The organism is Enterobacter sp. MGH 38 (assembly GCF_000492855.1).
In the GTDB taxonomy this organism is placed as follows: Bacteria; Pseudomonadota; Gammaproteobacteria; order Enterobacterales; family Enterobacteriaceae; genus Enterobacter; species Enterobacter hormaechei_C.
Genome location: NZ_KI535608.1, coordinates 1209180 through 1235362 on the forward strand (window position 1 = coordinate 1209180; position 26183 = coordinate 1235362).

25 protein-coding genes are annotated in these 26183 nt (G+C 57.1%); 14 read left to right on the plus strand and 11 right to left on the minus strand.

Annotated features, from left to right (window positions below):
* Window positions 1–194 precede the first annotated feature (194 nt).
* From L384_RS05615 to L384_RS05580, 8 genes are read left to right on the plus strand one after another with little or no spacing between them, the layout of a single operon-like run.
* A complete protein-coding gene (locus L384_RS05615; RefSeq protein ID WP_003857316.1) occupies window positions 195–629 on the plus strand; it encodes a nuclear transport factor 2 family protein in 435 nt (144 codons plus the stop codon).
* Window positions 626–1345 (plus strand): SDR family NAD(P)-dependent oxidoreductase, encoded by a 720-nt coding sequence (locus L384_RS05610; RefSeq protein WP_023324604.1) that lies wholly within the window; start codon window positions 626–628, stop codon window positions 1343–1345. Before L384_RS05615 ends, L384_RS05610 begins: the two co-directional genes overlap by 4 nt.
* The gene (locus L384_RS05605) at window positions 1342–2601 is read left to right on the plus strand and encodes an NAD(P)/FAD-dependent oxidoreductase (protein WP_023324605.1); all 1260 of its coding nucleotides are present in this window, start codon (window positions 1342–1344) and stop codon (window positions 2599–2601) included. Before L384_RS05610 ends, L384_RS05605 begins: the two co-directional genes overlap by 4 nt.
* A 1-nt stretch (window position 2602) precedes the next feature.
* The gene (locus L384_RS05600) at window positions 2603–3325 is read left to right on the plus strand and encodes a DUF1365 domain-containing protein (RefSeq protein WP_023324606.1); all 723 of its coding nucleotides are present in this window, start codon (window positions 2603–2605) and stop codon (window positions 3323–3325) included.
* Window positions 3322–4542: an SAM-dependent methyltransferase gene (locus tag L384_RS05595; protein ID WP_023324607.1), complete on the plus strand. Its 1221-nt coding sequence runs from the start codon at window positions 3322–3324 to the stop codon at window positions 4540–4542. Before L384_RS05600 ends, L384_RS05595 begins: the two co-directional genes overlap by 4 nt.
* Window positions 4539–5024 carry a DUF2878 domain-containing protein gene (locus tag L384_RS05590; protein WP_003857308.1) on the plus strand — a complete coding sequence of 162 codons (486 nt, stop codon included), beginning with the start codon at window positions 4539–4541 and terminating at the stop codon, window positions 5022–5024. Before L384_RS05595 ends, L384_RS05590 begins: the two co-directional genes overlap by 4 nt.
* On the plus strand, window positions 5021–5545 hold the full coding sequence (locus L384_RS05585; protein ID WP_003857307.1) for a chalcone isomerase family protein: 525 nt from the start codon (window positions 5021–5023) through the stop codon (window positions 5543–5545). The genes L384_RS05590 and L384_RS05585 overlap by 4 nt, the downstream gene beginning before the upstream one ends.
* A complete protein-coding gene (locus tag L384_RS05580; protein ID WP_023324608.1) occupies window positions 5542–6075 on the plus strand; it encodes a DUF3833 domain-containing protein in 534 nt (177 codons plus the stop codon). The genes L384_RS05585 and L384_RS05580 overlap by 4 nt, the downstream gene beginning before the upstream one ends.
* Here L384_RS05580 and L384_RS05575 read toward each other — a convergent pair.
* Together L384_RS05575 and L384_RS05570 are read right to left on the minus strand one after the other, a co-directional pair.
* Window positions 6072–6530: a DMT family transporter gene (locus tag L384_RS05575; protein ID WP_003857305.1), complete on the minus strand. Its 459-nt coding sequence runs from the start codon at window positions 6528–6530 to the stop codon at window positions 6072–6074. The two genes, L384_RS05580 and L384_RS05575, sit on opposite strands and share 4 nt — an antisense overlap.
* Before the next feature lie 4 nt (window positions 6531–6534).
* A complete protein-coding gene (locus L384_RS05570; RefSeq protein ID WP_003857304.1) occupies window positions 6535–6969 on the minus strand; it encodes a DMT family transporter in 435 nt (144 codons plus the stop codon).
* A gap of 98 nt (window positions 6970–7067) precedes the next feature.
* Between L384_RS05570 and L384_RS05565 the strand changes: the two genes are divergently transcribed.
* Entirely contained in the window at window positions 7068–8000 is a 933-nt protein-coding gene (locus L384_RS05565) for a LysR family transcriptional regulator (RefSeq protein WP_023324609.1), read from the plus strand.
* Between the two features lie 3 nt (window positions 8001–8003).
* Here the strand turns inward: L384_RS05565 and L384_RS05560 are convergent, their stop codons facing one another.
* Both L384_RS05560 and L384_RS05555 read right to left on the minus strand, forming a co-directional pair.
* Entirely contained in the window at window positions 8004–9032 is a 1029-nt protein-coding gene (locus L384_RS05560; RefSeq protein ID WP_023324610.1) for a methionine synthase, read from the minus strand.
* Window positions 9029–10033, minus strand: coding sequence for a DUF1852 domain-containing protein (locus L384_RS05555; RefSeq protein ID WP_022651153.1), 1005 nt, complete (start codon window positions 10031–10033; stop codon window positions 9029–9031). Before L384_RS05555 ends, L384_RS05560 begins: the two co-directional genes overlap by 4 nt.
* Window positions 10034–10201: 168 nt before the next feature.
* On the opposite strand from L384_RS05555, the gene L384_RS05550 reads away from it, so the two are divergent.
* Window positions 10202–10741, plus strand: coding sequence for a DUF2058 domain-containing protein (locus tag L384_RS05550; RefSeq protein ID WP_003857300.1), 540 nt, complete (start codon window positions 10202–10204; stop codon window positions 10739–10741).
* A gap of 7 nt (window positions 10742–10748) precedes the next feature.
* Here the strand turns inward: L384_RS05550 and L384_RS05545 are convergent, their stop codons facing one another.
* Both L384_RS05545 and azoR read right to left on the minus strand, forming a co-directional pair.
* Entirely contained in the window at window positions 10749–11435 is a 687-nt protein-coding gene (locus L384_RS05545; protein WP_023324611.1) for an RluA family pseudouridine synthase, read from the minus strand.
* A gap of 90 nt (window positions 11436–11525) precedes the next feature.
* Window positions 11526–12131, minus strand: a complete 606-nt coding sequence (azoR, locus tag L384_RS05540; protein WP_023324612.1) for an FMN-dependent NADH-azoreductase — start codon at window positions 12129–12131, stop codon at window positions 11526–11528.
* Between the two features lie 203 nt (window positions 12132–12334).
* Between azoR and hrpA the strand changes: the two genes are divergently transcribed.
* Window positions 12335–16237, plus strand: a complete 3903-nt coding sequence (gene hrpA / locus L384_RS05535; protein ID WP_023324613.1) for an ATP-dependent RNA helicase HrpA — start codon at window positions 12335–12337, stop codon at window positions 16235–16237.
* Between the two features lie 84 nt (window positions 16238–16321).
* On the opposite strand, the gene L384_RS05530 is transcribed toward hrpA, so the two are convergent.
* From L384_RS05530 to L384_RS05520, 3 genes are read right to left on the minus strand one after another with little or no spacing between them, the layout of a single operon-like run.
* Window positions 16322–17701 (minus strand): efflux transporter outer membrane subunit, encoded by a 1380-nt coding sequence (locus tag L384_RS05530; protein ID WP_023324614.1) that lies wholly within the window; start codon window positions 17699–17701, stop codon window positions 16322–16324.
* Window positions 17698–18780 carry an HlyD family secretion protein gene (locus L384_RS05525; RefSeq protein WP_003857294.1) on the minus strand — a complete coding sequence of 361 codons (1083 nt, stop codon included), beginning with the start codon at window positions 18778–18780 and terminating at the stop codon, window positions 17698–17700. The genes L384_RS05530 and L384_RS05525 overlap by 4 nt, the downstream gene beginning before the upstream one ends.
* A 22-nt stretch (window positions 18781–18802) precedes the next feature.
* On the minus strand, window positions 18803–20455 hold the full coding sequence (locus tag L384_RS05520; RefSeq protein ID WP_003857293.1) for an MFS transporter: 1653 nt from the start codon (window positions 20453–20455) through the stop codon (window positions 18803–18805).
* Between the two features lie 214 nt (window positions 20456–20669).
* Here L384_RS05520 and L384_RS05515 point away from each other — a divergent pair, with 214 nt between their 5' ends.
* The 3 genes from L384_RS05515 to cybB all read left to right on the plus strand — a co-directional run bounded on the left by L384_RS05515 (window position 20670) and on the right by cybB (window position 23721).
* Window positions 20670–21464, plus strand: coding sequence for a YdcF family protein (locus L384_RS05515; protein ID WP_023324615.1), 795 nt, complete (start codon window positions 20670–20672; stop codon window positions 21462–21464).
* A gap of 199 nt (window positions 21465–21663) precedes the next feature.
* On the plus strand, window positions 21664–23103 hold the full coding sequence (aldA, locus tag L384_RS05510; protein ID WP_023324616.1) for an aldehyde dehydrogenase: 1440 nt from the start codon (window positions 21664–21666) through the stop codon (window positions 23101–23103).
* A gap of 87 nt (window positions 23104–23190) precedes the next feature.
* Entirely contained in the window at window positions 23191–23721 is a 531-nt protein-coding gene (gene cybB, locus L384_RS05505) for a cytochrome b561 (protein WP_003857288.1), read from the plus strand.
* A 40-nt stretch (window positions 23722–23761) separates the two neighbouring features.
* On the opposite strand, the gene L384_RS05500 is transcribed toward cybB, so the two are convergent.
* The gene (locus L384_RS05500; RefSeq protein ID WP_023324617.1) at window positions 23762–24829 is read right to left on the minus strand and encodes an oxidoreductase; all 1068 of its coding nucleotides are present in this window, start codon (window positions 24827–24829) and stop codon (window positions 23762–23764) included.
* A gap of 13 nt (window positions 24830–24842) precedes the next feature.
* Entirely contained in the window at window positions 24843–25586 is a 744-nt protein-coding gene (locus L384_RS05495) for a DeoR/GlpR family DNA-binding transcription regulator (protein WP_023324618.1), read from the minus strand.
* Window positions 25587–26183: the final 597 nt, after the last annotated feature.

Consider the following 26183-nt stretch of genomic DNA (forward strand, 5'->3'; position numbering starts at 1 on the left):
TATCCCTAAAAAAACGGCAGCCTGGCGGCGAAATTAAACTTTATGCACAAAATGGTTGCGCGAGGTAACATTTCAGGTCTTTGAAAAATAATAAGAATAAAAAATATACCTGCGCAAACTTGGACAAATAACGTTAATTGTGTAAGTTTAAATTATGCGATTTCGCTACGTTGTTTACACCCAGGATGTGACCCATGAGCACGTTGCCGTCCGTCATCAGTCGGTTCGTTGATTACTACGCCACGCTGGATACCCAGCCACCTTCGGCGCTGGCGGGGATTTATCGCGCCGATGCCACGCTTATCGATCCCTTTGGCGAACATAGCGGGGTGTTCGCGATCCAGCGCTATTTCACCCACTTGCTGGCTAACGTCCAGCACTGTCGCTTTACCGTTGATGCGCCGTTGCAGCAGGGCGATCGCTTTGTGGTCACCTGGATGATGCACTGGTCGCACCCGCGTATTGCCCGGGGTGCAGTGCGACAGCTGCCGGGCTGCTCCGTGGTAGACATGCGCGACGATCGCATTGTTCGCCAGCGGGATTACTACGATGCCGGAGAGATGATTTACGAACATCTCCCGATACTCGGCTGGGCCGTACGCGGCGTGAAGCGGAGAGTGAAATCATGAAAACGGTTCTGATCACCGGCGCAAGCTCGGGCATCGGGGCGGGGCTGGCGAAATCTTTTGCCGACGATGGTTACCGGGTGATTGCCTGCGGGCGCGATGCGCAACGTCTGGCCGCTGTGCATCAGCACAGCCCCAACATCACGGTGCGCCTGTTCGATATGACAGACAGGGACGCCTGTCGCCAGGCGCTGGCGGACTGTGCTGCCGACACGGTGATTCTCTGCGCCGGAACCTGCGAGTATCTCGACCGCGGCGAGGTGGATGCCGAGCTGGTGGCGCGGGTCATGACCACCAATTTCATGGGGCCGGTAAACTGCCTTGCGGCGTTGCAGCCGCAACTGGTATCCGGCAACCGCGTGGTGCTGGTCAGTTCGATGGCGCACTGGCTTCACTTCCCGCGAGCCGAAGCCTATGGGGCCTCTAAAGCGGCGTTAACCTGGTTTGCCGACACGCTGCGCCTCGACTGGGAACCGAAAGGGATTGCCGTCACGGTCGTTTCACCCGGTTTTGTCGACACGCCGCTGACCCGCAAAAACGATTTCCCGATGCCGGGCCGGGTCAGCGTGGGGGACGCCGTCCACGCCATTCGTCGCGGTCTGGCAAAAGGGAAGGATCACATCGCGTTTCCCGCCGGGTTCAGCCTGGCGCTGCGCCTGCTTTCCGGCCTGCCCGATGTACTTCAGCGCGCACTGCTGCGCAGGATGGTGCGACCATGAAAATCGCAATTATCGGCAGCGGCATCGCCGGGTTAACCTGTGCCTGGCGGCTCGCCGGACATCATCAGATCACGGTGTTTGAGGCGCAGGCCACCCCGGGCGGCCATACTGCAACGGTAGATGTCGACACGCCCCAGGGTACCTTTGCCATCGATACCGGTTTTATCGTCTACAACGACCGCACCTATCCGCGCTTCATGGGGCTGCTCAGCGAACTGGGCATCAGCGGGCAAAAAACGCAGATGAGTTTTTCGGTACATAACCCGCAGAGCGGGCTGGAGTACAACGGCCACACGCTGACGTCGCTGTTCGCCCAGCGTCGTAATCTGCTGAACCCTGCCTTCTGGACGCTACTGAAGGAGATCGTGCGCTTTAACCGGCTGGCGAAACAGACGCTCCGGGGCGAAGTCGATGGATCCGCCACGCTGGAAACGTTCCTGCGCCAGCACCGCTTTACGCCCTTTTTTGCGCGCCACTACATCCTGCCAATGGGAGCGGCTATCTGGTCGTCGTCGCTACAGGAGATGAAACGCTTTCCGCTGCCGCTCTTTTTACGCTTTTTTGAAAACCACGGTCTGCTGGACATTACCCATCGTCCGCAGTGGTACGTCGTGCCAGGCGGCTCCCGGGAGTATATCCGCGCGATGATGGACAAGCTTGGCGATCGCCTGACGCTGCACCTCAACGCGCCGGTTCAGAAGGTTGTTCGCCACGATCGTGGCGTCGATATTGAGCGGGAAGGCGTCACTCATACCTTCGATCAGGTGATCTTCGCCTGTCACTCTGCTCAGGCGCTGGCGATGCTCGCCAGCCCAACGCAGGCTGAACGTGAGGTGCTGGGTGATATCGGCTGGCAGCGTAACGAGGTGGTGCTTCACAGCGATCCGCGCTGGCTGCCGGTGCGCAAGCGCGCGTGGGCGAGCTGGAACTACCGCCTCAGCGAGCAGGATCGGGCCAGCGCCTGCGTCACCTACAACATGAATATCTTGCAGGGACTGCCGCCGGGTAGCCCGCTGTTTTGCGTCACCCTCAACCCGCAAACGCCGGTGGAAGAACGCTATGTGCTGCGCCGCTTTGTCTATGAGCATCCGCTTTTTAACCCGCAAAGCTGGCAAGCTCAGGCCCGGCGCGGCGAAATAAATGGTCGCCATCGGAGCTGGTTCTGCGGCGCGTACTGGTACAACGGCTTCCACGAAGATGGCGTGCGCAGTGCGCTGGACGTGGTCAACGCTATCGCGGCCGGGGAGGGCAACTGAGATGAACAGCTGCCTTTACCACGGTACATTGCGCCATCGTCGGCTTGCGCCGAAAACGCACCATTTTACCTATAGCGTGTTTATGGCGTGGCTCGATCTCGATGAGCTGGACGCGCTGCCCTCTGTCGGCGTGCGTCGTAACCGCGTTGCGCCCGCGGCATTTTATGATGCGGACTACCCGCTGGGCACGCCGCTCAAAGAGCGCGTCCTTGAGCGTCTGGAAAAGCTGACCGGCGAGCGTCCGGCGGGGCGGGTCATGCTTCTGACTCAGCTGCGCTATTTCGGTTTTCATTTCAACCCGGTCAATTTTTACTACTGCTATGACGGCGAAGACACTCTGCGCTGGGTTCTCGCCGAAGTGCGTAACACGCCGTGGAATGAACGACATTACTACGCGGTAGCGGGGCGGGACGCCCCGCCGACGCAGAAAGCGTTTCACGTCTCGCCCTTTAATCCGATGGATATGGTTTACCACTGGCGCTTCAACAGCCCGGACAGCACGCTGCGCATGCATATCGAAAACCATCAGGAGACGAAGGTGTTTGATGCCACCCTGACGCTACGCCGGGCGCCGCTGACGCGCGCAGCGCTGCGTTCGCTGCTGGCGCGGATCCCGTTGATGACCCTCAAAACCGTTTTCGCCATTTACTGGCAGGCGCTCAGGCTGTGGCTGAAGCGCGTGCCGCTGCATAACCATCCCCTCAGCAGGAGTGAACGCTCATGACCGATCCCGTCTTTGCGCTTGAACCCGATATCCCGCGCAACGTCCGCGTCGCGCGATGGTTGCTCTTCCGCCTGCTGAACGGTCTGCGCGGTGGCTCGCTGACGCTGCGTGAAGGCGCGCAGACGTTCCAGTTCGGCGACGCCTCCGCCGCGCTTCATGCTGAGGTGCAGGTACTTGCTCCGGGCGTCTACTGGCGCATTTTAACCGGGGGCAGCCTCGCCGTAGCACAAGCGTGGATGGATGGCGACTGGGAGACGCCCCACCTGACGCCGCTGCTGGAGCTGATTGCACGTAATAGCCAAATCCTCGGGCAACTGGAAAAAGGGTTTCGCCTGCTCGGGAAACCGGTGGAGCGGCTACGGCACTGGATGCGGCGCAACTCCCGCGCGCAGGCGCGTGAAAATATTGCCGCCCATTACGATCTGGGCAACGCCTTCTACGCCCATTTCCTTGATGAAGACCTGCTGTACTCCAGCGCGCTGTTTAACGGGGACGAGCAGGATTTGAACGCGGCTCAGCAGGCGAAAATGGCCAGGCTGTGCGACCAGCTGGCGCTCACGGCAAACGATCATCTGCTGGAGATTGGCACCGGCTGGGGGGCGATGGCGGAATACGCCGCCCGTCACTACGGCTGTCGGGTGACCACCACCACGCTGTCGCAGGAGCAGTACCACTGGGCCACCGCGCGGATCGTCCGGGCAGGGTTGCAGGATCGCGTTGAGGTGCTGCTCTGCGACTACCGCGATCTGACCGGGGTTTACGACAAACTGGTCTCGGTTGAGATGATCGAAGCCGTCGGCCAACGCTACCTGCCAACGTTTTTCCGTACCTGTCAGGCGCGTCTGCGTCCAGGCGGGCGGATGGCGATTCAGGCCATCACCATTCAGGATCAGCGCTATCGCGACTACAGCAAAAGCGTCGATTTTATTCAGCGCTACATCTTCCCCGGCGGCTTTTTGCCCAGCATCACCGCCATGAATGAACTGATGACCCGCCATACCGATTTTGTGGTGCGTAATCTCTTCGATATGGGGCCGGACTACGCCCGCACGTTGGCGCACTGGCGTCAGCGTTTCGTTCACGCCTGGCAGGAGATTGAAAAGCTCGGGTTTGATGACCGTTTCCGGCGGATGTGGCTGTACTACCTCGGCTACTGTGAAGCCGGGTTTAATGCCCGCACCATCAGCGTGGTGCAGCTGACTGCGGAACGCGTATGAAGCGCTACGGGCAGGTATTTCTGTTGGCCATCGGTTTTGATCTCTACTGGACGCTGGTGGTGCTGTTTCGCGAGCAGGGGCTGGTCATCTGGATCGCGCTGGCGGTGCTTGCCTGGCTGTTATTACCGCCATCACACCGGGTATACGCCCTTGTGCTGGCGGCGTCGGGTGCGCTGCTGGACGCCCTCTGGGCGCTGACGGGGCTGATTGCGTTCACGGGCGCGTCCCTGATGCCGCTATGGATGGTGGCGCTGTGGCTAATGTTTGCCACCGTCTGGACGCACCTGACCCGCACGACCACCTTGCCAGGATGGTTGCTGACGGTGCTGGCGACCCTGGGCGGACCGGTAGCCTACCTGATCGGTGAACATCTTGGGGCCATTACGTTTCAGGAGCCGACCTTTATCGTCGTCAGCTGGATGTTCCCCGGCTGGCTGGTGCTGATGCTGTTTTTCCACCTGTTGATGGGGAGACAACAATGAGAAATCTGGTACTGATGCTCGCGTTATCCGTCTTCACCTGTACCGTGCAGGCGGCAGACTGGCTGAGCTGGCGCAAGGTGGGTGACGCCACCCTCACCTGGGGGCCGTTTACCGTCTATACCTCTCAGCTTCTGACGCCCGACGGCAGCTATACAGGATTAGACGGCGATAATGCGCTGATTATCACCTATGCCCGGGACATCGATGGTGACGACCTGGTCGAGGCGACCCGTGACCAATGGCAGGCGCAGGGCATTTTGCAGCAGGAGCCGCAGAGTGAAGCCTGGCTGCGGATGCTAAAAGCGCTCTGGCCCGACGTCACGCCCGGCACGCAGCTCGCGTTTGTGGTTAATAACGGCCAGGGACAATTCTGGTATCGCCCCACGGCGTCGCAGAAAAAATTTACGCCACTCGGGCCACGCCAGACGGCAGCGTTTAGCTCACGCTTTCTGGCGATATGGCTCGATCCCCGCACCGAATATCCTGAACTGCGTCAGCAGTTAACTGGAGGAGCACAATGAAACGTTTCCTGCTAGTGGCGCTTGCCCTGACGATGCTGGTGGCCGGATGTAGCACCGAGGTGACAGAGTATCGTCAGCAGCAGCCACGGCTTGATATTTTTACTTACTTCCAGGGGAAAACCGAGGCGTGGGGGATGGTGCAGGATCGCAGCGGTAAGCAGATCCGCCGTTTTCACGTCGAGATCGCCGGGGATGTTATCGGCGATACGCTGACCCTGAACGAGCATTTTGTCTACGATGACGGCGAAAAGCAGCAGCGCGTCTGGCATATCCGCCGCGTTGGGCAGAATCGCTATGAAGGCACGGCGGGTGACATAGAAGGTGTCGCGACAGGCCAGGCGGCGGGCAATGCCCTTAACTGGCGCTACAGCATGAACGTGAAGGCGGACGGCAAAACCTGGCTGCTGCACTTTGATGACTGGATGTATTTGCAGGACAGCACCCGTATGTTCAATAAAACGGAGATGAAGAAATTTGGCGTCACCGTCGCCACGGTGACGCTGTTCTTTACCCGCAAAGAGGGCGGTTAATCCTCTTCGGGCTGAGGTTTACTGCTTGAGTAGATGAAGAAGAGCGCAATACTCAGGCAGACGACGGCCCCGAAACGGCTCACTGAAAACGGAATGGCTTCATTGTTCAGCCAGCCAAAGTTATCAATCAGCATGCTCATGGCCAGCTGGCCCAGGATAACCGCTACCGTGGCAACAGCGGTCCCGATGCGCTGCACCGCGAGCACCATAATCACGATATAGGGCACGCCGCACAGGGCGCCCAGAAGCTGCCATTTGGGTACATCCATCAGGCTGACCGCCTGTTTCGGCTCAAAAAAGAAGATCAGCAGGGCGGTCACCAGCGCGCCGACGGAAAACGTCAGAAACGCGCTTTTGAATACCCCCACGCTGCTGCCTAATTGCCCGTTAATGGCAGCCTGAATGCTCAGCGTTGCGCCGCCAATCACCGCCAGAATAATCATAATCACTGTCATAACGTTACCCCTGCGCCACGAGAATGAGCGCGGCGATGATAAATCCCAGCGCAATAATGCGTTTTGTATCGATCCTGCGGTGCGGCGTACCCAGCAGGCCATAGTGGTCGATAATCAGGCTTTTAAAAACCTGGCCTGCCAGAATGCCGATCATCGTCATGGCAATGCCGATCGCAGGCGTGGCAATGGTGAGAATGATGACGTAAACCGGGCCGAGCACGCCGCCCAACAGGTGCCATGAAGGCTGCGCAAAAAATGAGGGACTGTTGCGGGGGCTGAAAAACAGCATCAGCAGAAACGTTAGCCCCGTTCCCACACTAAATATGCTGAACGCCGCCCACAGGTCGCCCACCTCTGCGCCCAGCGGCCCCAGCAGCCCGGCTTCCACGGACAGCCCCATGCCACCGGCAATCACCAGTAAAATTAAAATAATGTGCATAACGCTTTTTCTCCTTTTTCCAGGCGGAGAAGATTACGTCTGAACATCATTGAGAAAAATGCCATAATGCAGGAAACACCTGTGCAGGAAATGCATTAATGATAGATGCCGGACATATCAGCATTCGCGCGCTGCTGATCTTCATCGACGTTTATGAAACGCAGAATTTTTCCGTGGTGGCGAGGCGGGAAGGGATTTCTGCGTCGCAGGTCTCACGCGTGATCCACCAGCTTGAGGACGCCCTCGGGCAACAGCTTTTCTACCGCAACACGCGGGCGATTATGCCCACAGAGAGCGGGCATCTTTTTGTGCGCTATGCCAGGGCGATGGCCGGGAATATGGAGGACGCGCGACGCGAGCTGGATGAACGCGCCCGCGAGCCGTCGGGCACGCTGCGTATCAATGGCCCGGTCTTTTTCGGACAGAGGCACATCGCGCCTGGCCTGCCGGGGCTTCTGGCGCGTTACCCTCGTCTCTCCATTGAACTGACCCTCACCGACGATTTTATCGATCCGCACCGTGACGCCGCGGACGTTATCTTCCGCATCGGCGCGCTGACGGACTCCTCGTTTCACGCCCGGGTGTTCGGGCAGCAGTTCTACCATCTGGCGGCCTCGCCTGACTATCTGCAAAAACATGGCGCGCCCGAGGGGCCGGACGATCTCAGCCGTCACCACTGTCTGGTTTACCGCGGCTCGTCCGGGCCTAACCGCTGGCTGATCCGACAGCCGGGCGAGGCGTGGGTTCACTATCCCATCGTACCGCTGATGACTTCCAATAACGCGGAAACGCTCCTGATTGCGGCGCTGGGCGGTATGGGCGTTGTGCTTTTCCCGGACTGGATGGTGAGCGAACGACTCAAAAGCGGTGAGCTGGTGGCACTGCTGCCGGAAATGGAGTGTTCAATTAATACGGAGCCATTGACGATTGCGGCGATTTACCCGAATGCGCGTCATCCGCCCCTGAACGTCAGGGCGGTGATTGATTACTATATTGAGCGATTCGGTACGCCGCTGTACTGGCAAACCTGAAGGTTAGCGGGCAAGCTCGCGACGGATAATGTCAGCCCCGGCGCTTAACGCCTTCAGCTTACCGTTGGCGACCTGGCGGGAAAGGGGAGCCATACCGCAGTTGGTGGACGGATAGAGCTTGTCTGCATCAACAAACTGCAACGCCTTACGCAGCGTATCGGCGACCTCTTCAGGCGTTTCGATGGTCTGGGTGGCGACGTCAATTGCCCCGACCATCACTTTTTTACCACGGATAAGCTCCAGCAGATCCATCGGCACGCGCGAGTTGTGGCACTCCAGCGAGATAATATCGATCTTTGAGGTCTGCAACTTAGGAAACGCCTTTTCATACTGGCGCCACTCGGAGCCGAGCGTCTTTTTCCAGTCCGTATTGGCTTTGATGCCGTACCCGTAACAGATATGTACCGCGGTTTCGCATTTCAGTCCTTCAATGGCGCGCTCCAGCGCGGCAATGCCCCAGTCATTCACCTCGTCGAAAAAGACGTTAAAGGCAGGTTCATCGAACTGAATAATGTCGACACCGGCCGCCTCCAGCTCGCGGGCTTCCTGATTAAGGATTTTTGCGAACTCCCAGGCCAGCTTTTCACGGCTTTTATAGTGAGCATCGTATAGCGTGTCGATCATGGTCATCGGGCCGGGCAGCGCCCACTTGATCGGCTTGTCCGTCAGCTGGCGCAGGTATTTCGCGTCGTCAACAAACACCGGTTTCTGACGCGCCACCGCGTCTACCACGGTCGGCACGCTCGCATCGTAACGGTTACGGATGCGTACCGTCTGACGGTTCTCAAAATCCACGCCGCTGAGATGTTCAATAAAGGTGGTGACGAAATGCTGGCGAGTTTGTTCCCCGTCGCTGACGATATCAATCCCGGCGCGAATCTGTTCATCCAGAGACAAACGTAGCGCATCCTGTTTCCCTGCAAGTAATTCCTCGTCCTGGAGTTTCCACGGCGACCAGAGCGTTTCCGGCTGCGCAAGCCAGGTGGGTTTCGGCAGGCTGCCAGCCGTCGATGTCGGGAGCAATGTTTTCATGAGAAGAACCTTTTATCCGTATTAAATGAAAGCGTGAAGTGATGAGACCACTGCTCAAGAAGGGTTTTGTAGGGTTTGATAAACCGCTCTTCGGTATATTTCCCCTGTTCAATGGCCAGCCGGCTGCGCTCTTCACGGTCATAGACGATTTTTGTTAATGAGTGATCCTGCTGATTCAGGTCGGGCTGATAGCACTGTCCCGCAGCGGAATTGGCATTGTAAATTTCCGGTCGATAGATCTTCTGGAACGTCTCCATGGTGCTGATGGTGCCGATCAGCTCCAGATTGGTGTAATCACGCAGTAAATCGCCGGTGAAGAAGAAGGCGAAAGGCGCGACGCTGTTTTCCGGCATGAAATAGCGAACCTTCAGGCCCATCTTCGCGAAGTACTGTTCCGTTAGCGACTCGCCGTCCGGCTGGTACTCATACCCCAGCACCGGGTGGTGGTTACCGGTACGACGATAGGTGTCTTTGCTGGAGACGCTCAGGCAGATCACCGGCGCTTTTTTGAAGTTCGCCTGATATTCCTCAGAATGAACGAAGCTTTTAAAGATATTGCCGTGCAGCTCGCCAAAATTCTCGGGGAGGGTAAAACGGGGTTGATCTTTATTATGCTCCAGCAGCAGGACGCTGAAATCATAGTCACGAACATACGATGAGAAGTTATTTCCGACGATGCCTTCGATGCGCTCGTGGGTTTTTTTATCCACGATTGTCGTTTGCAGAATTTCGATGGCCGGGAAGGTAAAATCGCCGCCGATATTCATATCGACTGAAATAATCTCCAGCTCGACGGCATAGCGGTCAGCTTTCGGGTTATCCCAGCTCGCCAGCGCGTTAAAGCGGTTGTTGATCATCACCAGCGTGTTGCGCAGGTTCTCCTGACGCTTCTCGCCACGCGCCAGGTTGGCGAAGTTGGTGGTGGTACGCGTGTTTTCTGACGGGTTATAATTTTCATCAAAGCAACTGCGCTTAAGGGTAAATGTGAAAGCCTGACTCATTTGGTTATGCATCCTAAGTTCATGTTGCCGGAACGTTATCAATGCATAATTTATGCCTGAGCCCCTGGCGCAGGGGAAGTGACTTAATTTCACTGCAACATGAGGGTTCTTCATGAACTGCGCGATTCAGGTATAATCCCCCGACATTTCCAACCGGTTTAAACGAACATGACAAAACTCACCCTACAAGAGCAGATGCTGAAAGCGGGCTTAGTCAGCAGTAAAAAGATGGCCAAGGTCCAGCGCACGGCGAAAAAATCCCGCGTCCAGGCTCGCGAGGCGAGAGAGGCTGTTGAAGAGAACAAGAAAGCCCAGCTGGAGCGTGATAAGCAGCTGAGCGAACAGCAAAAACAGGCGGTGCTGGCAAAAGAGTTCAGGGCGCAGGTGAAGCAGCTGATTGAGATGAACCGCATCACCGTGGCGAAGGGCAACATTACCTTTAACTTTACCGACGGCAACCTGATCAAAAAAATCGAGGTCGATAAGCAGACGCAAACCCAGCTGATCAACGGCCGTCTGGCGATTGCCCGACTGGTGATTAATGCGAAGGGCGACTGTGATTACGCGATTATCCCGGCGGTGGTGGCGGATAAAATTGCCCAACGCGATGCGGACAGCATTGTGCTTAACAGCGCGCTGAGTCAGGAAGAGCAGGACGAAGACGATCCGTACGCAGACTTTAAAATCCCTGACGATTTAATGTGGTAATCCCCGCTCAGAATGGCGCGGCGTGACGGGCGTTTATCGTCTCGCCGCTCAGCGGATGAATAAAATTCAGAACGCTGGCATGCAGCATCAGCCGGGGCGTTTCTTCCGCGCCCGGCCATTCCAGACCACCATACAGATCGCACCCCAGAATAGGGTGGCCTAACTGCTGGCAGTGAATGCGCAGCTGGTGGGTGCGCCCGGTCTCCGGGGTAAGCTCTACCCGCGTCAATGGCATTGTCGTATCCTGATAAATACGTTCCATCACCCGATAGCGAGAGCGAGCGGGCTTACCGGTGCGGGCACAGATCGTCATCAGCGGAAACAGTGCCGGATCTTTGGCAATCGGGGCATCCACGGTCCCTTCGTCCTGTTCCACATGTCCGCACAACAGGGCGGTGTAAACCTTGCTCACGGCGCGCTGGCTGAACTGGTGACAAAGCGCGGCGTTAATCGCCTTGTTACGCGCAATGACCATCAGGCCCGAGGTGCCAAAATCAAGGCGATGCACCAGCGTGCAGCCAGGAAAGGTTTGCACCAGACGATGGTGAACGGAATCACGGTTTTGCGGATTTTTCCCCGACAGGCTGAGCAGACCGGAAGGTTTGTTGATCAGCAGCAGATGCTCGTCCTGCCAGAGGATCTCAATGTCGTCGTGACAGGGTGGTGCAATAAACGTATCGATAATGACAGACATCAGGCCGCCGGGCTGGAGAGTGGGTGCGGATGATAACGAAATATGCAGGAAAAGAAAAACCCTCCCACCGGGCGGTGAGAGGGGGAGATCTTAGGCAGCGACCAGGCTGTCGATAGCGGCTTTCGCGTCGGACTGCGCTTTGGTAGCCACTTCCGGGCCGTAAGCGATACCTTCAGCGAACACAAAGTTCACGTCGGTAATGCCGATGAAGCCGAGGAACAGCGTCATGTACGGCGCCACCAGGTCGGTTGGGGTATCTTTGTGAATACCGCCGCGGCTGGTCAGGACGATAGCGCGTTTACCTTTTACCAGACCTTCCGGGCCGTTCTCGGTGTAACGGAAGGTTACGCCAGCGCGCGCCACCAGGTCGAAGTAGTTCTTCAGCTGGGTAGGAATGTTGAAGTTGTACATTGGGGCGTTGATCACGATAACGTCGTGCGCCTGCAATTCAGCAATCAGCTCGTCGGAAAGCGCCAGGGCTTCCTGCTGACGCGGGGTAAGAGGCGCATCGCTCGGACGCAGCGCGCCAACCAGCTCGCCGTCCAGCACAGGAATTGGGTTTGCCGCCAGGTCACGCACGGTGATTTCATCCGCGCTGTGCTGTTCACGCCACTGTTCAACGAAATAGTCAGACAGCTGACCAGACTGTGAATACCCTGCCAGAATACTGGATTTCAACACTAATACTTTGCTCATGGGAAATTCCTGTTTTGTATTTGATTGAGGGGGTTGCCCCGTTGCTTGTTGACACTTTATTCACAATCCTGCCACAGGGATAGCGCAATATATCGAAGCCTATGTTCGAATTTTTTGAATAAGGCGCGCAAAGCGCTGATGTGGTACTCTATAGCAATCATTAAAAAGAGATTTTATCCGGCAGTGCACTGCCCGTTAACGCTATGACAGAACACCAAAAATTGACCTTCTCCATGCTGATGCAAAAGCTTGATTCACTGATGCTGCGCGATAAACAGCGGTTTGCGCGCCGTCTGCACGGCGTTAAGAAGGTTAAAAATCCTGATGCACAACAGGCCATTTACCAGGAAATGGCCAAAGAGATTGAACAGGCGGCAGGGAAAGTTGTGCTGCGTGAAGCCGCACGCCCGGAGATTACCTATCCGGAAAACCTGCCCGTCAGCCAGAAGAAACAGGACATTCTTGAGGCCGTACGCGACCACCAGGTGGTGATCGTCGCGGGGGAAACCGGTTCAGGTAAAACCACCCAGTTGCCGAAAATCTGCATGGAGCTGGGCCGCGGGTTGAAAGGGCTGATCGGTCACACCCAGCCGCGTCGTCTGGCGGCGCGCACCGTGGCGAACCGTATTGCGGAAGAGCTGCAAACGGAGCCGGGCGGCTGCATCGGCTACAAGGTGCGATTCAGCGACCACGTCAGCGATAACACCATGGTTAAGCTGATGACCGACGGTATCCTGCTGGCGGAAATCCAGCAGGATCGTCTGCTGATGCAGTACGACACCATCATCATCGATGAAGCGCACGAGCGCAGCCTGAACATCGACTTCCTGCTCGGCTACCTGAAAGAGCTGCTGCCCCGGCGTCCGGATCTGAAAATCATCATCACCTCTGCGACCATTGACCCGGAGCGTTTCTCAAAACATTTCAACAATGCGCCGATCATTGAAGTCTCAGGCCGAACCTACCCGGTTGAAGTGCGCTATCGCCCGATTGTGGAAGAGGCGGACGATACCGAGCGCGACCAGCTTCAGGCCATCTTCGATGCCGTCGACGAGCTGGGCAACGAGAGTTCTGGCGACATTCTGATCTTCATGAGCGGCGAGCGCGAGATCCGCGATACCGCCGATGCGCTCAGCAAACGCGATCTGCGCCATACCGAGATCCTGCCGCTGTACGCGCGCCTGTCGAACAGTGAGCAGAACCGCGTGTTCCAGCCGCACAGCGGACGCCGCATCGTGCTGGCGACCAACGTGGCCGAAACCTCGCTCACCGTGCCGGGCATTAAATACGTGATCGACCCGGGTACGGCGCGCATCAGCCGCTACAGCTACCGAACCAAAGTTCAGCGCCTGCCGATTGAGCCGGTTTCCCAGGCGTCGGCTAATCAGCGTAAGGGCCGCTGCGGCCGCGTGTCGGAAGGGATCTGTATTCGTCTTTATTCGGAAGACGATTTCCTGTCGCGCCCGGAGTTTACCGATCCGGAAATTCTGCGGACCAACCTGGCATCCGTTATCCTGCAAATGACCGCGCTGGGGCTGGGCGATATCGCCGCCTTCCCGTTTGTGGAAGCGCCGGATAAACGCAATATTCAGGACGGGGTGCGCCTGCTGGAAGAGCTGGGGGCCATCACCACCGACGAGCAGGCGACGGCCTACAAGCTAACGCCATTGGGCCGCCAGCTTAGCCAGTTGCCGGTCGACCCGCGTCTGGCGCGCATGGTGCTGGAGGCGCAAAAACACGGCTGCGTGCGCGAGGCGATGATCATCACCTCGGCGCTCTCCATTCAGGATCCGCGCGAGCGCCCAATGGACAAGCAGCAGGCGTCGGATGAAAAACACCGTCGCTTCCACGATAAAGAGTCTGATTTCCTGGCCTTTGTGAATCTGTGGAACTACCTGGGCGAGCAGCAAAAAACGCTCTCTTCAAATCAGTTCCGCCGTCAGTGCCGGGTGGATTTCCTCAACTACCTGCGCGTGCGCGAGTGGCAGGATATCTATACCCAGCTGCGCCAGGTGGTAAAAGAGCTGGGCATTCCGGTCAACAGTGAACCGGCGGAGTACCGCGAAATTCATATCGCCTTGCTGACCGGCCTGCTGTCCCATATCGGGATGAAGGATGCGGATAAACAGGAATTTACCGGCGCACGCAACGCGCGTTTCTCCATCTTCCCGGGCTCCGGGTTGTTTAAAAAGCCGCCGAAGTGGACCATGGTCGCCGAGCTGGTGGAAACCAGCCGTCTGTGGGGGCGTATCGCCGCGCGTATCGATCCGGAGTGGGTTGAGCCGGTGGCGCAGCACCTGCTGAAACGCTCATACAGCGAGCCGCACTGGGAGCGCGGGCAGGGCGCGGTGATGGCGACGGAAAAAGTCACCGTCTACGGCCTGCCGGTGGTGGCCGCGCGTAAGGTTAACTACAGCCAGATCGATCCGGCGCTGAGTCGCGAGCTGTTTATCCGCCATGCGCTGGTGGAAGGCGACTGGCAGACGCGCCATGCGTTCTTCCGTGAAAACCTGAAGCTGCGCGCCGAGGTGGAAGAGCTTGAGCACAAGTCCCGCCGCCGCGACATTCTGGTGGACGACGAGACGCTGTTTGAGTTTTACGACCAGCGCATCAGCCACGATGTGATCTCGGCGCGCCATTTCGACAGCTGGTGGAAGAAAGCCAGCAAAGAGACCCCGGACCTGCTCAACTTCGAAAAGAGCATGCTGATCAAAGAGGGCGCGGAGTCGGTCAGCAAGCTCGACTACCCGAACTTCTGGCATCAGGGCAACCTCAAGCTGCGTCTGACCTATCAGTTTGAGCCAGGGGCCGACGCGGACGGCGTGACCGTTCATATTCCGCTGCCGCTGTTAAACCAGGTCGACGAGAGCGGGTTTGAGTGGCAAATTCCCGGCCTGCGCCGCGAGCTGGTCATTGCATTAATCAAATCCCTGCCTAAACCGGTGCGGCGTAACTTTGTGCCGGCGCCGAACTACGCCGAAGCGTTTTTGGGCCGCGTCACGTCGCTGGAGCTGCCGCTGCTGGACGCGCTGGAGCGTGAGTTCCGACGCATGACCGGGACCACCATCGACCGCGACGACTGGAACTGGGATCAGGTGCCCGATCACCTGAAAATCACCTTCCGCGTGGTGGACGATAAAAACAAAAAGCTGATGGAAGGCCGCTCGCTTTCGGAACTGAAGGACGCCCTGAAGGGCAAAGTGCAGGAAACCCTGTCTGCCGTGGCGGACGACGGTATCGAGCAGAGCGGGCTGCACATCTGGAGCTTTGGTCAGCTTCCGGAAAGCTATGAGCAGAAGCGCGGGAACTATAAGGTCAAAGCCTGGCCCGCGCTGGTTGATGAGCGCGACAGCGTGGCGATTAAGCTCTTTGACAATCCGCAGGAACAACAGCAGATGATGTGGCGCGGGCTGCGTCGACTGCTTCTGCTTAACATCCCGTCGCCGATTAAGTATCTGCACGAGAAGCTGCCGAACAAAGCCAAGCTGGGGCTCTACTTTAACCCGTACGGTAAGGTGCTGGATCTGATCGACGACTGCATCTCCTGCGGTGTGGATAAGCTGATCCACGAGGCGGGCGGTCCGGTCTGGACGGAAGAGGGCTTTGCTCAGCTTCATGAAAAGGTGCGCGCGGAGCTGAACGACACCGTGGTGGAGATTGCCAAACAGGTCGAGCAGATCCTTACCGCCGTGTTCAATATCAACAAGCGCCTGAAGGGTCGGGTGGATATGACCATGGCCCTGGGGCTGTCGGACGTGAAGGCGCAGATGGCGGGGCTGGTGTATCGCGGCTTTGTCACCGGCAACGGCTTTAAGCGTCTGGGCGATACGCTGCGTTATTTGCAGGCGATTGAGAAGCGTCTGGAGAAAATGGCGGTCGATCCGCATCGCGATCGCGCGCAGATGCTGAAAGTCGAAAACGTGCAGCAGGCGTGGCAGCAGTGGCTCAACAAACTGCCGCCAGCGCGTCGCGATGACGACGACGTGCGGGAGATCCGCTGGATGATCGAGGAGCTGCGCGTCAGCTTCTTTGCGCAGCAGCTCGGTACGCCGTATCCGATTTCGGATAAGCGTATCTTGCAGGCGATGGAGCAGATCTCCGGCTAAAACCGTTGCCCGGTGGCGCTGCGCTTACCGGGCCTACGGGAGAGCATGTGGGCCGGGTAAGGCGCAGCGCCACCCGGCATGTTTTCACGCACTGCTCCAACCGCCGCCCAGCGCTTTATACAAATCAATTTGCGCCAGCAACAGGTTGTTTTTCACCTGTACCACGCTGGTCTGCACCGAGAACAGCGTGCGCTGCGCATCGAGCACATCCAGATAAGAAGAGTACCCGTTGCGGTAGCGGTTTTGCGCAATCCGCAGCGTTTCCTGCGCGACCGCCTGCTGTGCCAGCAGCTCGGTAAGCTGTTCCTGATAGCGGGTGATGGCATCAAGGCTGTCATTCACCTCAGCAAACGCGTTACGCACGGTTTTTTCGTAGCTATACAGAGCCTGATTCCGCTGGGACTGGGAGATATCCACCTGCGCATTCAGCGCCTGACGGTTCAGCAGCGGCGCAAGAATACTGCCGCCCACGCTCCAGAGCTGTAGGGGGTTATCCAGCAATCCCGACAGCGTGCGATCCTGCACCGATCCCGTGGCCGTGAGGTTGATCGACGGCAGCAGGCTGGCGCGCGATGCCGCCAGCGTCGCGTCTGCCGCAATCAGCTGACGTTCCGCCTGAACGATATCCGGGCGCCGGTTGAGTAGTGTCGACGGCAGCTGGGAGGGCAGTTTCAGCGGCGTCAGGGCATCAAAGCTTTCACCGCGCGCAACGTCACCCGGGTTGCTGCCCAGCAGCAGGCTAAGCGCATTTTCCTGCTGTGCAATCTGGTGCTGAAGCAGTGGAACCTGGGCGCGGGTGGCGCGCAGCTCAGAATCCGATTGCATCAGCTCAAGGCGAGAGCTGTATCCCGTCTCAAATTGTCGTTTGGCGAGATTGAACGCCTCTTCACGCGACTTCAGCGTGGATTGGGTAACGCGAAGCTGTTCATCCAGCGACAGCAGGGTGACATACCCGGAGGCCACCGATGATGCGACGGTAAGATCAGCCGCCGCTGCCGCCGCCTTTTGTGCCTCCAGCGATGCTTCAGCGGCACGGGAGGTGCTACGGTTTACGCCCCAGATATCCACGTCGTAGCTGGCGGTCAGGCTGCCTTTGTACAACGTACCGTATACCGGAAGCCCCGTGGCGGCGGACTGCGAGCGCGCACGCGTCCCGGTCACGCCCGCGTCAAGCGACGGGAACAGACTGCCGTCGGCGGCGAACACCCGGGCCTGGTACTCGTTAATCCGCTCGCGTGCAATCAGCACGTCGCTGTTGTTCTTCAGCGCCTGATCCACATAGCGGTTCAGATTGCTGTCGTGAAAATTTCGCCACCAGAGCTGCTCTGTCGGGCTGGCTGGCCCCGACGTCGCGCGCCACTGGGCCGGTATGTGCAGGGACGATTTGGCGGGCTCAACGTCAACCGACTGGCATCCCGCCAGGATAGCCATCATCAGCAGGCCGGCTATCGGGCGAAGCGTCATTGTTTCGCCTCCCGCGTGTCGATGGTCACCTGCACCGACATGCCAGGGCGCAGCAGCCGGTACGCCTCCGGCTCACCGAGTACTTCAATGCGTACCGGGATGCGCTGGGCGATTTTAACAAAGTTGCCCGTGGCGTTATCCGGGGTGATAGCGCTGAACTCGACGCCTGTGGCCGGGGATATGCTCTCCACGCGGCCCTGATAGGCTTTATCATTTAAGGCATCGACGGTGAATTTCACCGGCTGTCCGACGCGTAAATTCGCCAGCTGCGTCTCTTTGATATTGGCGATCACCCAGTGCTGCGGCGGGACCAGCGTGGTAAGGTGCGTCCCGGCGGCGACGTACGCCCCCAGACGCACTGCAATCTGCCCGAGCTGACCATCACGCGGCGCGACAATCCGGGTGTTTTGCAGATCGATCTGCGCCAGCTCCAGCGCGGCTTTCGCATTCTCAACGTCGGCCTCCAGCGAACCGCGATTGACGATAACCGTTTGTAAATCCTGACGCGACATCTCAAGCGTTGCTTTCGCCTGGTCGATATCGGCGCTCCCCTGGGCGGCACTGGCCAGCGCCGAATCGCGCTCGCGAATGGAAAGGGAGCCGTCCGCGGTCAGCTCTTTCACGCGTTTCAAATCCGCCTGGGTTTTCAGACTTTGGGCACGGGCGTTTTTCAGCGCCGCCTCGTTTTTGGCAATCACCGCTTCCGCGCTTCTGCGCTGTTGCAGGTTGTTATTAAGAGCTGCAATTTTCATTGCCAGCTGCGCCTCGGCCTGATGGACGCGCTGGCGATAGATACGGTCATCTATCTGCAACAGCAGCTCGCCTTTTTTAACCTGCGCGAAATCCTGAACATGGACCTCGGTAATGTAGCCGTTTACCTGAGGACTGATGAACGTAGTCTGGCCGCGCACGTAGGCGTTATCGGTAAACTGGGCATGACGCGTGAACGGGGGCAGCTGCCAGGCATAAAGGATCACCAGTACCCCGACAATGCCGATAGCCGCGGCGGTGAAAATGGACACGACGCGCACGTTTTTACGGGTGTTGGCCTGCTCTTTGGCGGCATCCTGCTGACTCATAACCTCTCCTGAAAAATAGTCATTACTTGTTGCCAGTGGCGTTCTTAAGGGCCATACGGGCGGTGATGCGCAGGCGCAGCAAGCGCCATAAAATCCAGACCAGCGTGGCAGTGGCAATGCTCGCCGTCAGGAGATAAGTATCGTTGTAAGCCAGAATATTTGCCTCAAGCGCCGTCACCGTCTGGAGCTGGGTAATGGCCTGGGTTCCCAGCAGGGAACTGTCGCCAATCAGGCTTTTGTACATCTGGGTGTAAAGCTGAATACGTTCGTTCACCAGCGGGTTAAGGGTGGTGAGCTGGTCAGCCAGCAGGCTGGAATGGTACTTCTCGCGCCAGGTCTGGAAGGTGCCGAGGATCGCGGAACCCAGCAGGCCCCCAAGGTTCTGACTCATGCCAAACATCACGGAAAAGCTGACCAGGTTGCGCGGGTCGGCGATCACCCCGCCAATGGCTGCCAGCATCGCAGGCGCGAGGAAGAAAGCGCTGCCGAAGCCCAGCAGGAACTGGCTGAAAATAAGCTGATCCGGCCGGGTCAGGTTGTTGGACTGGCTGTCCAGCAGCGAGGCGACGATCATCAGCACCAGCGAGGTGATTATCGGCCAGGCCAGTTTAGTGGGCTTAATCGTCAGACAGCTGGTGACGATACCGCAGACGATCCCGGCGAAAATAGCCCACGCCAGATGGGTCATCTGTTCATTCTGTAGGCCCACATATTGCAGCCAGCCGATGACGCCCGTGTTCTGCTCCGCCAGTACGATGCGGATCAGCAGCATAATCAGCCCCAGGCGTACGATGCTGCCGCTGGACAGCCAACGGGTATTAAGCAGCGGGTTGCTGCGGTTATGTTCAAACACGATCGCAGAGACAATCAGCACCAGCGAGAGGGCCAGCGCCCAGCCGATCCACGGCGCTTCAAACCACCAGTCCAGACGCCCTAACGACAGAACCGCGCACAGCAGCGCCATGCCGGGCGCAAGCAAAAAAAAGGTAATGAAATCTTTCTTCTCGAAGACTTTGCGCCGATCGCCCGGCGGCAGCTTTAGCACCATCACGCAGGCCAGGGAGATCAGGGCCAGACCCAGCTCGAAGAAGTACAGCCCGCGCCACTCATCAAGCTGTAACAGCTCGGTGGAGAACAGCCGCGCCAGCGGGATCGCCAGCGACGACCCGGTAATGCCAATGGTCAGCGCCTTCAGTCGATGCTTTGCGGGCCAGGCCTGGATCTGGTAATAAATGCCGAGCGAGCTGAGCGCGGCGGCGACCATCCCGTGTGCTGCCCTTACCATCAGCGCCGAGCTAAGATCGTTCACAAACAGGTGGAAAAAGGTGACCAGCACATACAGCACCAGGAAGCCTTCCGTAAAGGCGCGCAAACCGTACTGCTGGCGAAACTTTACCAGCAGCAGGTTGATGGAAACGTTGGTCATGACATAGACGGCAGGCAACCAGGCGATTTCAGTCGACCAGGCGCCAAAAGTGCCTTGCAGATTTTGCAGATTAGCGGTGACGACCGCGTTACCCAGCGCCCCGGTCAGACATACCAGCAGGCCGACCACGCCATAGGCGATCCGTTTTGGGGTTGGATGTTCCGGGGTGGAAGGGGAACCCAGCAGGGCGGGTTTCTCGTGTGGCTGCCACTCGCGAGGAGCATAAGGGTCGCGTTGGGGCAGGCGCATAACGTGGTTTACCTTTCAAAATGTTGAATTGTGAGCGGGCTAATGATTCTAAGGCTGACGCAAATCATAATTCAAGTGAATACGATTTTCTCAAGTTAATCAAATGTGAGTGCTTTTTGAGAACGTTCCAGCCCGTTTTTTCAGCATTCATGCCATAGCATGACGCGCAGAAAGGGGGATAATCGATGGCTCTGTATGCTGTAAGGAGGTAACGATGACAATGGCACTTTTCCCCTGTCTGCCTGGCACAACACTCGACGCCGTGAATACCGTTGGGGCGTGGCTTGCTCAGGACGACTATCAGGACAATCAGCCCGTTGATCTGGTGATTCTGGCGGGTAATGCGGTGATCCCCGCGATTGATGCTGCCTGTAAAAACGCGGCTGAACAGGGTGTTCCTCTGATCATCAGCGGCGGGATCGGTCACTCGACGACCTTCCTCTACGCCGCGATTGCGAAACACCCCCGCTATAACAGGGTACCCACCACCGGGCGGGCTGAGGCAGCTATTCTGGCCGACATCGCCCGTGAATTCTGGAACATTCCGGCTGAGCATCTTCACGTTGAGGATCAGTCGACCAACTGTGGTGAAAACGCCCGCTTCAGCCGGGCGTTGATGAAACAATCCGGACTGAACGCCGCCCGGGTGCTGGTGGTGCAGGATCCGACGATGCAGCGGCGCACAATGGCTACGTTTGCCCGCGTATGCCGCGACGAGGCCGCAGCGCCCGCATGGGTGAGTCATCCCGGCCTGACGCCCGTGCTGCAAAACAGCGACGACGGTCTGGTGTTTAGCGGCCCGGCCGAGGGGTTATGGCCGGTAGAACGTTACCTGTCGCTGGTGCTGGGTGAATTTCCGCGACTCAGGGACGACATCAACGGCTACGGTCCGGCGGGACGTGATTTCATTGCCCATGTCGATATCCCTGCCGACGTGGACGCCGCGTGGCAGATCCTGCGAAACGACGTCATTCTCACCGACGCGCTGGTGAGCCGTTCTCTGCTGTAATGCTCTTGCCCGTTTGCGCCATCTTTTACGCAAACGGGCAGCCTTTGTTGCCGATTTGTGATTTTGGAAACGGGCTGCCCCGTATCTTTTATGAGATATCTCACAAAAACAGACTCATAGAGTAGGCAATTGCCCCGGTAATTATAGTTTTTAACAATAAGTTTACTTGTTAAAAACAGTGTGATTACAGGAGCAGGTTATGACAGTACCCGTACAACATCCTATGTATATTGATGGACAGTTTGTTGCCTGGCAGGGTGATGCATGGATTGACGTGATCAATCCGGCCACGGAAGAGGTCATTTCCCGTATTCCCGACGGCACCGCCGAGGACGCCCGCAAAGCCATTGACGCGGCAGAGCGCGCGCAGGCTGGCTGGGAGGCGCTGCCAGCCATTGAACGCGCCAGCTGGCTACGCAAAATTTCCGCCGGGATCCGCGAGCGCGTCAGTGAAATCAGCGCGTTGATTGTGGCCGAAGGCGGCAAGATCCAGCAGCTGGCGGAAGTGGAAGTGAACTTTACCGCTGACTATATCGACTATATGGCCGAGTGGGCGCGCCGGTATGAAGGGGAAATCATTCAGAGCGACCGTCCGGGCGAGAATATTCTGGTGTTTAAGCGTGCCCTTGGCGTCACCACCGGCATTCTGCCGTGGAACTTTCCATTCTTCCTGATTGCCCGTAAGCTTGCTCCCGCGCTGATCACCGGCAACACCATCGTTATCAAACCGAGCGAATTTACCCCAAACAACGCCATTGCGTTTGCCAAAATCGTCGATGAGATTGGCCTGCCGAAAGGCGTCTTTAACCTGGTGCTGGGCCGGGGTGAAACCGTCGGACAGGAGCTGGCCGGGAATCCGAAAGTGGCGATGGTCAGCATGACCGGCAGCGTCGGGGCAGGTGAAAAGATCATGGCTGCGGCTGCGAAAAACATCACCAAAGTGGGGCTGGAGCTGGGCGGTAAAGCCCCGGCCATCGTGATGGACGATGCCGATCTTGAGCTGGCCGTGAAGGCCATTGTGGATTCACGCGTCATCAATACCGGGCAGGTGTGTAACTGCGCGGAACGTGTCTATGTCCAGAAGAGGATCTACGACCGCTTTGTGAATCGTCTGGGCGAGGCAATGAAAGCCGTCCAGTTTGGCAATCCGGCTGAGCGAACGGATATTGCCATGGGGCCGCTGATCAACGCCGCCGCGCTGGAGCGCGTGGAGCAGAAGGTGGCGCGCGCGGTGCAGGAGGGGGCCAAAGTGGTCCTTGGCGGTAAAGCGGCAGAAGGTAAAGGGTATTTTTATCCCCCAACGCTGCTGCTGGACGTGCGTCAGGATATGGCCATCATGCACGAAGAGACCTTTGGCCCGGTGCTGCCGGTGGTGGCTTTCGACACCCTGGAAGAGGCCCTGAACATGGCCAACGACAGCGACTACGGTTTAACCTCTTCTGTTTATACGCAGGACCTGAACGTCGCCATGAAAGCCATTAAGGGGCTTAAGTTCGGCGAGACCTACATTAACCGTGAAAACTTTGAAGCGATGCAGGGCTTCCATGCGGGCTGGCGGAAATCCGGAATCGGCGGGGCAGATGGTAAACACGGTCTGAATGAGTATTTGCAGACGCAGGTGGTCTATTTACAGTCGTAATCAGGAGCCCCCTCCATGCGAGGGGGTTCACATTTTCAGGAAAGGTGGTTATGTTGGCGCGATAATGGTTATTTATCGGGAAACAACATGCGCACAAAATATACGGGTCTGCAAATCAGCATTCACTGGCTGGTTTTTCTGTTAGTTATTATGGCCTATTGCGCCATGGAGTTCAGGGGATGGTTCCCGCGAAGCGATCGTCCGCTCATTAATATGATCCACGTTTCCTGCGGGATCAGCATCCTGGTGCTGATGGTGGCGCGCCTGCTTATCCGCCTCAAATTCCCGGCTCCGCCTATTCAACCGAAACCAAAAGCGATGATTACCGGGCTGTCCCATCTGGGGCATCTGGTTATCTACCTGCTGTTCATTGCGCTGCCGCTGATCGGCATGGTGATGATGTATAACCGGGGAAATGACTGGTTTGCGTTTGGCCTGACGATGCCGCATGCGGCGGAGGGGAATTTCGACCTGGTGGATACGCTAAAAGCGTGGCACGTGACGCTGGCGAATCTGGGATATTTCGTGATTGGTTTGCACGCCTTTGCCGCGCTGATGCATCACTATTTCTGGAAAGACAACACGCTGCTGCGCATGATGCCGAAAAAGCGTCAGTAACCGATAATGCCCTGCAAACCCGCAGGGCATTTTTTGCGGCTTATTGCAGTTGCGCGCGCTCCTGCGCCGTTAAGTCCATTTCCTGAGTTGTACCCGTTTCTGAAGATTTTACAGCTGCTTCCAGCACCGCCATCACCGCCAGGGCTTCCATCGGCGGGACCGGGTTGTCAATCTTGCCGTTCAGGGCATCGCGCACGTTTATATAGTACTGTCGCTGGTCGCCTTTTGGCGCAGGGATAGCGCTGGCTTCACCCTGGGCATTAAGCAGCACCATAGCGTCGCTGTCTTCACCCCAGCTTTCACTACCCGGAATGACGCCTGCCAGCAGCTGGGCTTCCTGCTGATCGATGCGCGCTTTCACCACGCTAGCCTTGTCACCGTGAATGGTAAAGCGGGATACGCCGCCCGCCACCAGCATGCTGCAATGGAGGACCACTTTGTGTTCCGGATAATTCAGCACCACGTGCGCCCAGTCGTTAATCTCCGCGCCGTCACGGAGGGTGGCGATGTTGCCCTGTACCGACTGCGGCAGACCAAAAAGCTGTAGCGTCTGGTCAATCATGTGCGGGCCTAAGTCGAACCACAGGCCGCTGCCGGGAACGTTTTGCTCTCTCCAGCGCACGCGAACCTCCGGGCGGAAACGATCGATATGCGACTCAAAATGTTTCACCTTGCCGATGCTGCCTTGCGCAATCACCTGCTTAATGCCGAGAAAATCGCTGTCCCAGCGGCGGTTATGGAAGACAGTAAGCAGCAGCTGTTTTTCTTCAGCTAGCGCAATCAGATCCCGCGCTTCCTGCATATCCAGCGTGAACGGCTTATCTACTACCACATGCTTGCCGGCATTGAGCGCCAGGGTGGCCAGCGGCGCATGGGTCGCGTTAGGGGAGGCGATAACCACCAGATCGATATCCGGGTGCTGAATGGCCTCTTCCGGCGTGGCGACAACGAGCACGTCCGGCAGATCGCGTTTCACTTTCTCTTCATCCCGGGATGAGATCACCGCCAGCTTCAGGCCGTCAACGGACTGGATCAGCGGGGCATGGAACGTCTTACCCACAAAACCATACCCGATCAGCGCAATATTCATTGTCTTCACTTTATTCATGACCTTCTCCACGTTAATGTGCGCAAACGGTAACCTGCACGGCGCTATGGTCCCCGAGCTCTGCCCAGGGACGATCTAAAAACAGTTGATGAATCTCGGATAACCCTGACACCAGATACGGTTCGCACTGGTTGAGTTTTAGATGGTCGGCGACTACCCAGTGCGCCTGGCTTGCGGCCAGCATGGCACGCTTCACTTCGGCATCCGCCTCCTGACTGGCGCTCAATCCGAGTTCGGCATGGATGGCGCATGCGCCAAGGATGGCAATATCCGCCCGGTAGCGAGAGAGCAGTGAAAGGGTGGCGCTTCCGGCAAGCAGGCGCTGTTTCTGATCCCACTTTCCACCGAGCAGGATCAGGTCGATACCTTCCCGATCGCTCACCTGTTGGGCGATATCAAGAGAAGGGGTGATGATGGTCAGCGGCCCATGAAGGAAAGAGGCAACGGCCAGCAGTGTGCTTCCGGCATCCAGAAACAGCGTCGAGCCCGCAGGCACGCATTGCGCAACCTGTTTACCCAGCCGCTGCTTGATTTCAGGCAGCAAGGTATTCCTGCTAACCCGGTTCATCGTCGAGAGATTCAGCGCGATGGCGCCACCATGGTTTTTTTGTGCCAGTCCCTGTTTTTCCAGGTCGGTCAGATCGCGACGGATAGTGTCCGCTGAAACCTGCAATCGATCTGCCAGCTCGGTAATGCTGGCCTGGCCTTGTTCAGTAATGATATCAAGCACATATTTCTGTCTGGCGGTTTTATGCATGGGTGCAGTATCCTGCAAAATGTCGCAATACTTCGCATTTTACAGCATTTTGCAGAAAAGGGAATCGGGACAGGCGCGGGATGTTATCCAAAAACAGTTTAATGGTGTGATTATTGATATCGCATTAATCAGTCATCAAAAACATGTATGTATCTTTTAGGTATGTTGTTATCGCTATGTTTTACTTATAAATTTGGCTTAAGCTGCCACATTCCAGCGCCTAATTGATATTTATAACTAATTTGTAATTATAAATTAGTGCATATATCTAACAATCTGTGTTTATAAAGTAAAATAATCCAGTTTTATTCGGTGGATTACTTAAGTTGACATTTCTTTGAAAATCTTTGTGTCTGATTCGGGGTGAAATTAACGCAAAAATGTACACCGGGGTATTTTAGAATTTTCTTTATATTACAGGGGGTTTATTTGTTTCATCTGAAAGGTCTTTTATAACGTTTTGTCCAGAAACCCCATCTTTTTTCTTATTTGTAACAACACATTAACATTGCGGGTGTGGTTGCTTATATCACATTTTGTTATGCTGCGAATCAATAAATATTTAAGTAAATTCTTAAAAGAAAAAAAGGATTGAAC